We start from the raw sequence: 12,949 nt of genomic DNA, 5'->3' as shown, positions 1-12,949 counted from the left end.
CCTGAAAGATCCCTAAAGTTATTCATTGCACGAAAAAGAGGCGGCCATTGGCCGCCTCAAATAATGTACTAATTTGACTGAAGATCAAACCCCGACAGGATTAGCCTTCTCAGGATCAATCTTGTACTGCTTGATAGCCCGGGCCACATCCTTCCCGGTCATCTTCCCGTCCTTGGCCAGTGCCGCAATCGCGGCATGCGCGATGTAGTACCGGTCTACTTCGAAGAAGCGACGCAGGTTCGCACGGGTATCCGAACGGCCGAAGCCATCGGTGCCCAGCACGGTGAAGGTGGCCGGCACGAACGCGCGGATCTGGTCCGCATACGCACGCACGTAGTCCGTTGCGGCAATCACCGGGCCCTGGCGGTCTTCCAGCAGCTCGGTCACATACGCCTTGCGCTGGGGTTCTTCCGGGTGCAGGCGGTTCCAACGTTCGGCGTCGAAACCATCGCGGCGCAGTTCGTTGTAGCTGGGGCAGCTCCAGATATCGGCGGTAACGCCGAAGTCCTTCTCCAGCAGCGCGGCCGCTTCAATGGCTTCGCGCAGGATGGTGCCCGAACCCATCAGCTGCACGCGCAGCTCGTTCTTCTTAGGCTTGCCGGCGTCGGTGAGCAGGTACATGCCCTTGACGATGCCTTCGGCCGCACCTTCCGGCATTTCCGGGTGGGTGTAGTTTTCGTTCATCAGGGTCAGGTAGTAGTACTCGTCTACCTGGTCTTCCATCATGCGCTTGGTGCCGTGCTGCAGGATGACCGTGACTTCGAAGCCGAAGGTGGGGTCGTAGCTGCGCACGTTCGGGATGCCGCCAGCGGCCAGGTGGCTGTGGCCATCTTCGTGCTGCAGGCCTTCACCGTTGAGCGTGGTGCGGCCGGCGGTGCCGCCGAGCAGGAAGCCGCGGGTACGCATGTCGGCGGCCTGCCAGGCAATGTCGCCCACGCGCTGGAAGCCGAACATGCTGTAGTAGATGTAGAACGGCAGCATCGGCACGTTGGAGACCGAGTAGCTGGTACCGGCAGCCATCCAGGAGCTGATGGCGCCCGGCTCGCTGATGCCCTGCTGCAGCACCTGGCCGCTCTGGTCTTCGCGGTAGAACATGAGCTGGTCGGCGTCGACCGGCTTGTACTTCTGGCCGAACGGGGCGTAGATGCCGATCTGGCGGAACAGGCCTTCCATGCCGAAGGTACGGGCTTCGTCGGCCACGATCGGCACGATGTGCGGGCCCAGTTCCTTGTCACGCAGGGTGATGTTCAGGCTCTGCACGAAGGCCATGGTGGTGGAGTAGCTGCGCTCGCCGCTGCTCTTGAGCAGGCGTTCGTAGGTTTCCAGCTTCGGTGCGTTGAAGCTCTTGGTGGCCTTGCGGCGGCGCTGCGGCAGGTAGCCGCCCAGTGCGGCGCGACGCTCCTGCAGGTACTTCACTTCCGGCGAATCCGGGCCCGGGTGGTAGAACGGCACCTGGCCATCGGCCAGCTGCGCGTCGGTCACCGGAATGTTGAAGCGGTCGCGGAAGTGCTTGACCGCTTCGTCGTCCAGCTTCTTGGTCTGGTGGGTCGGGTTGAGCGCTTCACCGGCGCTGCCCATGCCGTAGCCCTTGACCGTCTTGGCCAGGATCACGGTCGGCATGCCCTTGGTGTTCACGGCCTCGTGGTAGGCGGCGTACACCTTGTGCGGGTCGTGGCCACCACGGTTGAGGCGCCAGATGTCGTCGTCGGAAAGACCGGCCACCATGGCGGCGGTTTCCGGGTACTTGCCGAAGAAATGCTCGCGCGTGTACGCGCCGCCGAAGGCCTTGCAGTTCTGGTATTCGCCGTCGACGGTTTCCATCATCAGCTTGCGCAGCACACCGTTGGTGTCCTTGGCCAGCAGGGCATCCCAGTAACCGCCCCACAGCAGCTTGATGACATTCCAGCCGCCGCCACGGAACACGCCTTCCAGTTCCTGGATGATCTTGCCGTTGCCGCGCACCGGGCCATCGAGGCGCTGCAGGTTGCAGTTCACCACGAAGATCAGGTTGTCCAGGCCTTCACGGCCGGCCAGCGCGATGGCGCCCAGGGTTTCCGGTTCGTCCGATTCGCCGTCGCCGATGAAGCACCACACTTTGCGGTCGCTCTTTTCGATCAGGCCACGGTTTTCCAGGTAACGCAGGAACTGCGCCTGGTAGATGGCGGCCAGCGGGCCCAGGCCCATCGACACGGTGGGGGTCTGCCAGTAATCGGGCATCAGCCACGGGTGCGGGTAGCTGGAAAGGCCACCGCCGTCGACTTCCATGCGGAACTTGTCCAGCTGCTGCTCGTCGATGCGGCCTTCGAGGAACGAACGCGCATAGATGCCCGGGGCGCTGTGGCCCTGGATGAAGAGCAGGTCGCCGGGGTGGTTGTCGCTGGGGGCGCGCCAGAAGTGGTTGAAGCCCACGTCGTACAGGGTGGCACCTGAAGCGAAGCTGGCGATGTGGCCGCCCAGGTCGCCCGGCTTGCGGTTGGCGCGCACCACGGTGGCCATGGCGTTCCAACGGATGATGGAACGAATGCGCCATTCCAGTTCGGCGTTGCCCGGGCTCTTGGCCTCCAGGGTCGGCGCGATGGTGTTCACGTACTCGGTGGTGGGAGAGAACGGCAGGTAAGCACCCGAACGACGGGTCAGTTCCACCATGCCTTCCAACAGTTGATGCGCGCGCTCAGGGCCCTCGACATCAATAACGGCCTTCAGCGACTCGATCCATTCCTGGGTTTCCACAGGATTCGGGTCGTTGTTCAGCACCTCGTTCAACCAGTTCATTAGCGCTCCCATGACCGCACGCACGCGCGCGACTGTTTTAGATTTCTAGCCGCAAAGTGTAGCGCACCAATGGGTTTGCTTACTTCGCTACGGGTGCGTATGGAAGTGGTGCGGTTGTGTCTTGGGGACATGAGGCGACAGTGGCGCGTGGTGTTGCGGGGGTTCCACGGGGGCTTGAGGTTGATGCTTGGGCGGTTTTCTGGGGGGATCGGTTGGCTAGCGCTGTCATTGGGGGCGTGGAACCTGGGGAGTGTTCTACCTGGGGGACGTACCGTTGTGGTGGCGGCGGACCGGTTGGAACGAGGCCACGCCTGGCTGGTCGCGGTCCTTTCGGGGTCAATGGTTGCTGAACGCGTGCGCAGTCACGCATGGCGTGACCCTACACCGGGGATCTTTTTCGATATATCGTTATCGCACTTCATTCGATATATCGAAATGACCGCTCCCCGTGATCTGGATGGGCCTGCCCGTCCGCTGACTTCCCGCCCGCTCAGCCGTGGCGACCTGCGCCTGCTGGTGCTGTCGCTGCTGGCGGCGCAGCCGCGCCATGGCTATGAGCTGATCCAGTGCATCAGTGAGATGTTCGTGCGGGTGTACACGCCCAGCGCGGGCTCGATCTACCCGGTGCTGGCGCAGTTCGAGGCCGCCGGCTGGGTGAGCGCGCTGGAAGAGGCCGGGCGCAAGCGCTACCAGCTCACCGCACTGGGCCAGGCCGAGCTGACTGCGCAGCGCGAGGAGGTGGACGCGGCGCTGCACCGGGTTCGCCACAGCGCGCGCGCGATCGCCAAGGCCAACCTGCCGCCGGTGGTGCGCGATGCGATGCGCGAGCTGAAGCAGGCGCTGGGCCTGCACCACGCGCGTTGGCAGGACGACAACGCGGTGGCGGTGGCCCAGGCGCTGCGCGAGGCCGCCGCGCAGATCCGCGCGCAGGGCCGCTGAACCGTTCTTCCCCTTATTCGACCCCGCCCGCATTTCGCCAGCCAGGTCTTTCCCCTACGCCGCTGCGGCGGCTTTGAAACAGGTACATCGCCATGGCTCTGCATGAAAACAAGTTGGTGCGCCACACCGTGAAGTTCCGCCCGCTGCAGGTGCTGCGCACCGAGGAAATCAGCCCGTGCATGCGCCGGGTGATCGTGGGCGGTGAGGCGCTGGAGGGCTTTGAGTCGCCCTCGCCGGATGACCACGTGAAGCTGTTCTTCCCGAATGCGGAAGGCCAGTTCGTGGTGCCCACCATGACCCCGGAAGGCCCGCGCTACCCGGAAGGCCAGGAACCCTCGCCCGCCCGCGATTACACGCCGCGCTGGTGGGACCTGGAGGCCAACGAGCTGGCCATCGACTTCGTGATGCACGGCGATGGCGTGGCCTCGCGTTGGGCGGCCAATGCCATGGCCGGCGATGCGATTGCGGTGGGTGGGCCGCGTGGCTCGCACATCACTGCCGATGACTTCGACACCTACGTGCTGTTTGGCGATGAGACCGCGCTGCCGGCCATTGGCCGCTGGCTGGAGACGTTGCCCGAAGGCGCGCGGGCGGATGTGTACATCGAGATTCCGGAAGCGGATGACCGGCAGGAACTGCCGGAGGATGAACGCATCCGGGTGTCGTGGCTGGAGCGCAACGGGTTTGATGCGGCCACCAGCACCCTGCTGGAAGACGTGCTCACCGATTTCGAGGAGCCGGAGGGCGATACGTTCTACTGGATTGCTACCGAATCGCGCCGGGCGCGGATGATGCGCAAGTACGTGGAGGGGCACCTGGGCGTGCCGAAGGACTGGATCCGCTCGAAGGGGTATTGGAAGGCGCATCCGGAGCACGAAGGCGACTGAGTGCTGTAGCCCCGGCCGTTGGCCGGACCACGTACCGCTTGGGCCGGCCAACGGCCGGCGCTACCGGATTGCGGCGTTCCTTGGCCGGATCATGCACTGCTTGGGCCGGCCAACGGCCGGCGCTACCGGGTGCGGCGTTCGGTGACCCCCGCCATGCGACAATCGCATTTTGGGCCGGTGCCTTTCGATGCAAGCAGCTTCTCTTTCGGCACTGGCCGACCTGATCGCGCGCCTGGAGCGCGCCGATGCCACGCTGGACGCCACCCTGGCTGAAATCGCCCCGCAGGCCACCGTGCCCATGCGCGAGGCGGTGCTGCCGCTGGCCCGCGCCCAGCTGGCGCTGGTGCAGGCCAACGCCGATATCACCCTGGTGGCCGACGAGCTGCGCCGTTACCAGAAGTACGCGATGCCGGGTAAGCCGAGCCTGCAGATCGTGCAGCTGCGCAAGCAGCAGGGCGCGGTGAAGCAGACGGCGTTGATTGCCCGGCAGAATTTCGCCCAGGCCACGCACGCATTCCTGCGCGAAAGCGGGTTGACCGCCCCGGCCCGCCGGCTGCCAACGGACTTCGCCACCGGTTGGTTGGCGAAGATCGCCACGGCGTAACCGCGTCGTTAACCTACGGTACGCACGGCGGTAGGGTCGCATCCCAATCGACTGCCGTGGAATTGCCCGCGTTCGATTGGGGCATGAACGTCGGCGGGGACGGCTTTTGCTTCGGTGCAGGTCATGCGTAACCGAACGTTGCACCGTTCCGTGCAGTCGTTTGGGAACCGACCCTACCAATGCAGCACCCCGTTGTTCATTACGCACAAACAAAAATCCCGCCTTTCGGCGGGATTTCTGCGTTCTACATCGTTACCGCTCAGGCAGCCGGCTTTTCGCCGGTGGCTTCGGTGGTGATGCGGATGTTCACTTCATCGCTCACGTTCGGGGCGTACGCGCCGACGCCGAAATCGCTGCGCTTGATGGTGGTGGTGGCGTCGAAGCCGGCGGCCGGAACCTTGGCCATCGGGTGTTCGCCGCCGGCGTTGACGGTCACATTCAGGGTCACCGGCTTGGTGATGTCCTTGATGGTCAGGTCGCCGGTCACGGTCAGCTTGTTGGTGCCAGCAGCTTCCACCTTGGTGCTCTTGAAGGTGGCGGCCGGGAACTTGGCGGCGTCGAAGAAGTCACCGCTCTTCAGGTGTTCGTCGAACTTGGCGGTGAAGCTGTTGAGGCCGGTCAGCGGCAGCTTCACTTCCACGGTGGACTTGGTCACGTCGGCGGCGTCGTACACCAGGGTGCCTTCGGCGCTGCCGAAGTGGGCGGTCGGGTGCGAGAAGCCGAAGTGGCTCCACTGGGCCAGCACGTCGGTGTGGCTCGGGTCGAGCTTGTAGGTGCCCGAGGCGATCTGGATGGCTTCTGCGGCCGGGGCGGCAGCAGCCGGGGCAGCGGCTTCGGCAGCCGGGGTGGTGGCGGCAGCCGGGGTCGCATCGGCGGCCGGGGCAGCGGTTTCTTCAGCCGGCTTGGAGCAGGCGGCGATGGCCAGGGTCAGGGCCAGCGGCAGGAGCAGTTTGCGGGTCACGGTCATGTCGGTTCTCTCTCGAATTCGTAGGGAAAAAGGGAAAAGTAAGGAAACAACCCGTCCGCACGGACGGGCCAGTCCGGCGGAAACGCTTATTCGATGCGGGCAGCTTCGTCGAAGGCCAGGCGAGGCAGCCGCGGGAACAGGCCCGAAGAATCACCGTAACCCAGATTGACCAGGAAATTCGACTTGATGGTGGTGCCCTTGAAGAAGGCTTCGTCCACCTTGGCCGGGTCGAAACCGCTCATCGGGCCGGCATCCAGGCCCAGCGCGCGTGCGGCCAGGATCAGGTAGGCGCCCTGCAGGGTGCCGTTGCGGAACGCCGATTCGTGGCGGCCTTCACGCGGGCCGTCGAACCATGCCTTGGCATCGGTATGCGGGAACAGGTACGGCAGCTTTTCGTGGAAGTCTTCGTCGAAGGCGACGATCACGGTAACCGGGGCGGCCAGGGTCTTGTCGTGGTTGCCTTCGGACAGCGCCGGGGCGAGCTTGGCCTTGGCTTCGGGCGACTTCACGAACACGAAACGCGCCGGGCTGCCGTTGGCGGCCGTGGGGCCCCACTTCAGCAGTTCGTACAGCGCCTTCAGCTGGCTGTCTTCGACCGGCTTGTCGAGGAAAGCGTTCTGGGTACGGGCGGTACGGAACAACTGGTCAAGCGCAGCATCGTTGAGCACGTTGGACATGAAGCCTCCGGTAAAACACGTTGGACGAAGAAGGAATCCCGCACGCCGTGCGCTACCTTTACGGGGCACTGCGCGGTCGGCGAAGGCTGGCAGTGTAGAGTGTCGCGACTGTTGCAACACCCAGCCTGACTGAAACGAATTAATGCCATACGTGAAACGATGGAGTCCGCCCTGGACGATCACTGACGGCCGTGCCGGCAATGTGCGGCAGGCAGTGGCCCTGGCCACGGCATTGAAGCTGGGGGTGCATCGCCCGCTGGTGCTGCTGCCGCGCGCGCCCTGGAAATGGGTGGCGCCGCGCTGGCTGCCGGGTATGGCACAGGGCTTTGGTGAGGCATTCGCGACATTGACTGCGCAACCGCCCGAGCTGGCGGTGGGCTGTGGCCGCCAGGCGGCCGGGGCGCTGCGCGAACTGCGCCGGCGCGGCAGCAAGGTGGTGCAGATCCTGGACCCACGGCTGGGCACGCGCCATTGGGACCTGCTGGTGGTGCCCGAACACGATGCCCTGCGCGGCAGCAACGTACTTACTCTGTTGGGCAGCCTGAACCCGGTGGACGACGACTGGCTCACGGTGGGCCGCGCGGCGTTTGCCCCCTTCGGCGACCTGCCCGGGCCGCGTACCGCGCTGCTGGTGGGTGGGCCGACCGCGCACGCACCGTGGCACGAGCCGGACATGGTGAAGGTGTTCCAGCAGCTGGCCGAACAGCTGCGCGCCGAGGGCGGCAGCCTGCTGGCCACCACCTCGCGGCGTACGCCGCCTTCGCTGGTGGGTGCGCTGCGTAGCGCGTTCGCCGATGTGCCCGGGGTGATCTGGGGCGATGGTGGTGACGGGGTGAACCCGTATGCGGGGTTGCTGGGCTGGGCCGACCGCATCGTGGTGTCGCCCGATTCGGTGAACCTGCTTTCTGAGGCGTGCGGGACGCGGTTGCCGGTGGCGGTGGCGCTGGAACAGCACGCGCAGGGAAGGATGGTGCAGTTCCAGCAGGCGCTGCGCGCGCGCGGGCGGTTGCAGGAACGCTGGTTGGATTGGGGGTATCCCGGGCCGATTGAACCGCTGCGCGAGACCGGGCGGATTGCCGCGCAGGTGCGCCAGGCTTTGGGTATCCCGGCTTAACGGAGGTGGGCGCTTGGCTACCGACGCGGTGGCGATGCCGTTAGATTCGGGGTTCACCAGGGAAGGAGCGTGCGTATGCGCAGTGCTTTAGTGGCGTTGATGGTTGTGTTGATGGCGGGCTGTTCGAGCATGCCTGCTGGGCAGGATGCGGTGTCGTGGAGCTGCCATAAGGAGCTCACCGCGTATCGCAACCAGCCGCCGCGCACGGACGAGCAGAAGAAGGAGCGGTGGCCGCCGGAGGATCAGCCTGCGCCGGTTAGCGAGCCTTGTGCGCGGGAGTTGAGCCGGTGATTGCGCGTTCGGGCGTTGTGAAGGTGGATGGGGTGCGGAGGCGGCTTCGGTTTGTGTAAACGCCGGAAGATTGGTCGCGCGCGTCATGCGGGCGGCTCCGGATGCTTGGGCCGCGCTTCGCGCGGTGTCCGGCCAACGGCCGGGGCTACGAATTGTTACGTACCCATTGGCATCAGGATCAATCCGCCACGACCCCATTGGGATCAGGATCAATCCGCCACGAGCCCATTGGCATCAGGATCGTTCCGCGACGTGCCCATTGGGATCGGGATCAATCCGCGACGGGCCCATCGGGATACGAATCAAACCACCATCGGCTCGCGAACCTCGGTAGCGCCGACTGTTAGTCGGCACACAGCCTGATGCCGCTATGATGCCGACGCGGCCCCGTACCGCTGGAGACTGAAACGCAATGGATCTGCCCTGCCCCGGATTGCCTGAGCACCCGCCGTTGAAGCGCCTCGCGCTGCCTGCACTGCTGTGCGCGGCGTTGCTGCTGGCCGCGCCTGTGGCACAGGCGCAATCCCAACAGCCCGAATGCATGGAGCGCCACCCTACCCCGGCCGCGCTGGCGTCGATGTTCGATGTGGCACAGCGCGCCGATGAAACACTGGAAGCGCTCGACGACGTGGATGTGGTGATCATCGCGCGCGGCGGCCAGGACCTGAGCAGGTACGGCCTGCGCCACAGCCACCTCGCCTTCGCGGTGCGCGAGGACGATGGCAGCTGGCGCGCGGTGCATCTGTTGAACCACTGCAAGTCGCCGGAGTCTTCGCTGTTCCATGAAGGGCTGAGCAACTTCATCGGCGAAACCGGCACGCATACCGATCTGCGCGTGGGCGTGCCCACACCTGCGGTGCGCGCGGCGTTGAAGACGATGCTCACCGCGCCGGGCATCCAGGCCAAGGCGCTGCACGAGCCGCGCTACAGCGTGGTGGCCTACCCCTTCAGCGTTGAATACCAGAACTCCAACCAATGGGTGTTGGAAGTGCTGGCGGCGGCAATGGCCCAATCGCGCGACGGCGCGCTGCTGGTGCGCCGTGCGCAGGTGCAGGCATGGCTGAAGGAACAGCACTACCAGCCCAGCTCGCTGCACATTGGCGTGGGCAAGCGCTTGGGCGCGCGGTTCTTCTCGGCCAATGCCGCCACCACCGACCACCCGGCCAGCGAGCGCATTTCCGGCGACTATTCGGTGGTGACGGTGGAATCGGTGTTCGATTTCCTGCAGCAGCGCAAGGCGCTGGCGCAGGAGGTGAGCGTGGCGCATGTGCCGGTGGCCGGGATGGCGGCGCCGAAGCCGTAATGATTTTTCCCTTTGCAGAAGGAGTTGGCATGAAGCGTTATTCGATTCTGGCGGTGGCACTGAGCGTGGCCATTGCAGCACCGCAGGCCAGTGCGCAGAACTTCACCCCCAGCCAGCAGTCGGTGAGCTACGCGGCGATCAGCGCGTATGTGAGCATCGCGGTGGTCACCGCGCCGATCTGGCTGACGGCGGCGGGCTTCAAGGGCTCGGCCAAGGGGTCGGAGCGGCGCAGTGCGGCCAAGGGCAAGGGCACCGGCGCTGCCGGGGCCAAGGCCGGCCCGTTGCCGCCGCTCACTGTGGAGAAGGTGGAGCGCCAGGCTGACGGCGCCTACCAGGTGGCGCTGAAGAACCCCGAAGCCCCCGCCGACCTGGCCGTGGTGCAGTGGCCTGCGCGCGACGACAACCCCGCGCAGGCGCTGAAAGCCGGCGATGTGCTGGCCTTCACGCCCACCGAGGCCGGTGCCGGCTGGATGGTGGCCGATGCCAAGGGCACGCAGCTGGCGTTCCTGCCCACCACCGATGCGGCGGCCAGCAACCTGAGCGAACGTTGGTAGGCGAACCCGCTCATTACCAGGGCAGCGCGCGGAAGTAGGCCGCAACCCTTTCGAAGGCAGGTGCAAACTCAGGCACCTCGCCTTCGATTTCCGACCGCAGCGTGTCGTAATCCTGCTCGGCGCGCGTCGCGATGTCCGGATCATCGAATGCGGTTGCGCTGAGCGGCACATCGCGGTCTTCGCACTTGATGCGAAGATCGCTCAGCACCTCCGCCCGCCATTGGGACAGATGAAGCTCAGCACGTTGGGTGAGCAGGTAATTGAGGTCGAAGACGTCCTGCCGACGATTCCGGTTGCGGATGGGTTGCTGCAGCAGCGCCCGCATCTTCTCGGCAACGAGGGTGGTCAGCCCGTACACGCAAAGATGACCGCTTTCACCGATCTCCACCTCTTCGAACGCAGGAATGCGTTCGCGGAAGCTGAAGTCGAGTGACAGTGAGAAAGGCGACTGGCCGGCAACCAACCTTCGGTGGGCGGCGGTGCCCTTCAGCGCGTAGCCGACGCTCATGGTCAGACTTACCCGGGTGCCCTGCCGGTTCGGCTTTACCCGGTGCCCCTGAAGACGGCATTCTACGTCGTGTCCGAGCAGCTCCCCCATTCCCGGCAAAACTTCAGCCATCAACGCGAGCGTCTCCTGCTCGGCCGCTTCAGTGAACGGCTTGGGCGTGGAGAAATCGATGTCCGTGGTGTACCTCGGGCTCGCGTAGTGCAGCGCCATCAGGATGCCGCCCTTCATGCACAGCAACGTGCGAAGTCGCGGTGTGCGGGCAATCGCTTCCAGGACACAATGCACCGCTTCGCGCATGACCGCCTGACGCGGATCCGTGGTGCGGACCCATGCAGGGATGTCATGCAGCAGGCTAGGCATTGATTGAAAGACTCCACTTTTCAGAAAACTCTGATGCGTATTCGGCCTGCGCGTCGAGCTTCCGCGAGCCACCGCGTGCAGTATCGGCAACCCACGCATCGATTTCTGGACGTTCTATCCCACATCGTTCATTGAGGATGTAACCAGCACGTACGCGGTCGATTTTTCCGCCGTGTGTGTTGAACTCGGCAAGGATGGGCGTGAGGTACATCCGTGCATGTTCTTCGAACACTTCAATGACATGGCGGATGCCACCGCAGAGGTCTGGGCGCTTGATCATGTCGAGGAACGTGCGGCCGATGCCCGTGACGCGAATCGCCCCGTCCATGGCATACCGCCAATGCCCAGCTTCCTTGGTACGCAGGGTTTCGATGACCACGCCGTTGAGGCGCTTGATGACCGAGTACTGCAGCGGGGGCAGGTCTGCCTCCTGAAACGCGGCCAGCTGCCCGCCGAGCTCGTGCTCCATTCTCTGTTTGGCAAGCGTTCGCCACGACGCCGTGTCGAAGGTGACGAAGTAGAGGAGTTTGGGCAGCCGGTTGGTGAGGCCGTGGAACTCCATCGCACTCAGGAACGCGATGTGGCCGAATGGATCGATGGCGCACATCACTTCCCCTGGAGAGGCGTCCTTCCGACCGGGCACTCGCATCAGGGATTGGGGCAGGCCCCGTTCGGGCAGGAGAAGGGCTCCGCGCTCCAATAGAGCTTTGCGGCCTGAGAGGAAAGCGTCTCGATTCAGGCCAGTGCGCGGCGGGCGGATAGCCCTGCCCTCGTATTCATCTTTCGCGAGCAGCTGAGTCAGGATGACCGCCAGCCCATGATTGCTGATGACTGGCAGGGTGAACTCTTGGCGGATCTTGAGATCGAGGGCGTCGCGCCAGGCGATGGCGGGGAGGTAGGACATGACTACGCGGACCCTCCTTGGGCGTCAGTTGGCGTGGTATACAATCAACGTCCTAAGGACGTTGATTGTATACCACGATGGTTGCTGAGCCTCAAGTCACACCCGTGAAAGCCAGGGTCAGTTTCCTCGATTGTTAACATCTGGACACTATCGCTGACGTACCATAAGCGTCCTTAGGACGCTTATGGTACGTCAGCCAAGGCGCCGACCGAAGGCCGGGAAACTGGCGACGCCGGGAGAGTGCCTCGATAATGCGCCCCCTCCCCTCCAGCTGCTCCGCCATGACCGCCCGCCCTGCCATCGTGTTTGCCCCGTTGACCCTTCGCTCGCTGCTGCTGGCGGTGTTGGCCATGGGCGCGGTGGTGCTGGGTTCGAACGTGCTGGTGCAGTACCCGATCAACGATTGGCTGACCTGGGGCGCTTTCAGCTACCCGGTGGCGTTCCTGGTGAGCAACCTGATCAACCGCCGGTTTGGCCCGGCGGCGGCACGGCGGGTGGCGTGGGCAGGGTTTGCGCTGGCGGTGCTGTTGTCGATCTGGATTGCGACCCCGCGCATTGCGGTGGCCTCGTGTCTGGCGTTCATTGCCGCGCAGCTGCTGGATATCACCGTGTTCGACCGGCTGCGCCGGGGACACTGGTGGCGCGCACCGATGGTGGCGACCACGTGCAGTGCGACGTTGGATACGACGATTTTCTGGAGCATCGCGTTCGCCGGTTCGAGCCTGCCGTGGGTGAGCTGGGCCGCGGGCGACCTGGCGGTGAAGCTGGCGATTGGTGTGTTCCTGCTGGCGCCGTTCCGCGCGTTGCTGTGGAAGATGGCGCCGCGCACGGCGTAGGGTCGCATCCCAATCGACCGCCGTTAGGTTGCCCGCGTACGGTTGGGCATGAACATCGGCGGGGACGGCATTTGTTTTATCCCGGGGTCATGCGTTACCGAACGTTGCACCGATACGTGCAGTCGTTTGGGAACCGACCCTACCAGTGCATGTATCCCGATAGCCGGCCATGCCGCATTGCCCGCGATAGTGCACGTATCCCGTGCCGAATTGCCCGCGATTCGGCGGTAGGG

The 12,949-nt window shown here is 64.7% G+C and carries 12 protein-coding genes; 7 read left to right on the top strand and 5 right to left on the bottom strand.

Annotated features, from left to right (window positions below; translation table 11 throughout):
- Window positions 1–84 precede the first annotated feature (84 nt).
- The gene (gene aceE, locus V9K91_RS18390; RefSeq protein ID WP_095364437.1) at window positions 85–2,772 is read right to left on the bottom strand and encodes a pyruvate dehydrogenase (acetyl-transferring), homodimeric type; all 2,688 of its coding nucleotides are present in this window, start codon (window positions 2,770–2,772) and stop codon (window positions 85–87) included.
- 435 nt (window positions 2,773–3,207) lie between these two features.
- Here aceE and V9K91_RS18385 point away from each other — a divergent pair, with 435 nt between their 5' ends.
- From V9K91_RS18385 to V9K91_RS18375, 3 genes are all read left to right on the top strand, one after another.
- The gene (locus V9K91_RS18385) at window positions 3,208–3,711 is read left to right on the top strand and encodes a PadR family transcriptional regulator (RefSeq protein ID WP_336443504.1); all 504 of its coding nucleotides are present in this window, start codon (window positions 3,208–3,210) and stop codon (window positions 3,709–3,711) included.
- Window positions 3,712–3,803: 92 nt separating this feature from the next.
- Entirely contained in the window at window positions 3,804–4,598 is a 795-nt protein-coding gene (locus V9K91_RS18380) for a siderophore-interacting protein (protein WP_336443503.1), read from the top strand.
- A 187-nt stretch (window positions 4,599–4,785) separates the two neighbouring features.
- Window positions 4,786–5,202 (top strand): hypothetical protein, encoded by a 417-nt coding sequence (locus V9K91_RS18375; protein WP_068848834.1) that lies wholly within the window; start codon window positions 4,786–4,788, stop codon window positions 5,200–5,202.
- A 259-nt stretch (window positions 5,203–5,461) separates the two neighbouring features.
- Here V9K91_RS18375 and V9K91_RS18370 read toward each other — a convergent pair whose 3' ends face one another.
- The gene (locus V9K91_RS18370; RefSeq protein ID WP_336443502.1) at window positions 5,462–6,169 is read right to left on the bottom strand and encodes a YceI family protein; all 708 of its coding nucleotides are present in this window, start codon (window positions 6,167–6,169) and stop codon (window positions 5,462–5,464) included.
- Between the two features lie 86 nt (window positions 6,170–6,255).
- Complete coding sequence (locus V9K91_RS18365; RefSeq protein WP_068848832.1) at window positions 6,256–6,846, bottom strand: malonic semialdehyde reductase; 591 nt, start codon at window positions 6,844–6,846, stop codon at window positions 6,256–6,258.
- A gap of 142 nt (window positions 6,847–6,988) precedes the next feature.
- On the opposite strand from V9K91_RS18365, the gene V9K91_RS18360 reads away from it, so the two are divergent.
- The 3 genes from V9K91_RS18360 to V9K91_RS18350 all read left to right on the top strand — a co-directional run bounded on the left by V9K91_RS18360 (window position 6,989) and on the right by V9K91_RS18350 (window position 10,108).
- The gene (locus tag V9K91_RS18360) at window positions 6,989–7,960 is read left to right on the top strand and encodes a mitochondrial fission ELM1 family protein (protein ID WP_336443501.1); all 972 of its coding nucleotides are present in this window, start codon (window positions 6,989–6,991) and stop codon (window positions 7,958–7,960) included.
- 703 nt (window positions 7,961–8,663) lie between these two features.
- Window positions 8,664–9,554, top strand: coding sequence for a DUF2145 domain-containing protein (locus tag V9K91_RS18355; RefSeq protein WP_336443500.1), 891 nt, complete (start codon window positions 8,664–8,666; stop codon window positions 9,552–9,554).
- A gap of 29 nt (window positions 9,555–9,583) precedes the next feature.
- Window positions 9,584–10,108, top strand: a complete 525-nt coding sequence (locus V9K91_RS18350; protein WP_336443499.1) for a hypothetical protein — start codon at window positions 9,584–9,586, stop codon at window positions 10,106–10,108.
- Window positions 10,109–10,121: 13 nt separating this feature from the next.
- Here the strand turns inward: V9K91_RS18350 and V9K91_RS18345 are convergent, their stop codons facing one another.
- On the bottom strand, window positions 10,122–10,976 hold the full coding sequence (locus V9K91_RS18345; protein WP_093532998.1) for a nucleotidyl transferase AbiEii/AbiGii toxin family protein: 855 nt from the start codon (window positions 10,974–10,976) through the stop codon (window positions 10,122–10,124).
- Complete coding sequence (locus V9K91_RS18340; RefSeq protein WP_093532997.1) at window positions 10,969–11,880, bottom strand: hypothetical protein; 912 nt, start codon at window positions 11,878–11,880, stop codon at window positions 10,969–10,971. Before V9K91_RS18340 ends, V9K91_RS18345 begins: the two co-directional genes overlap by 8 nt.
- A 281-nt stretch (window positions 11,881–12,161) precedes the next feature.
- Between V9K91_RS18340 and V9K91_RS18335 the strand changes: the two genes are divergently transcribed.
- Window positions 12,162–12,716 (top strand): queuosine precursor transporter, encoded by a 555-nt coding sequence (locus V9K91_RS18335; protein WP_068848817.1) that lies wholly within the window; start codon window positions 12,162–12,164, stop codon window positions 12,714–12,716.
- Window positions 12,717–12,949: the final 233 nt, after the last annotated feature.

Source organism: Stenotrophomonas sp. CCNWLW57, from assembly GCF_037203925.1.
GTDB classification, from domain to species: domain Bacteria; phylum Pseudomonadota; class Gammaproteobacteria; order Xanthomonadales; family Xanthomonadaceae; genus Stenotrophomonas; species Stenotrophomonas rhizophila_A.
This window is presented reverse-complemented; position numbering and strand designations above follow the sequence as displayed.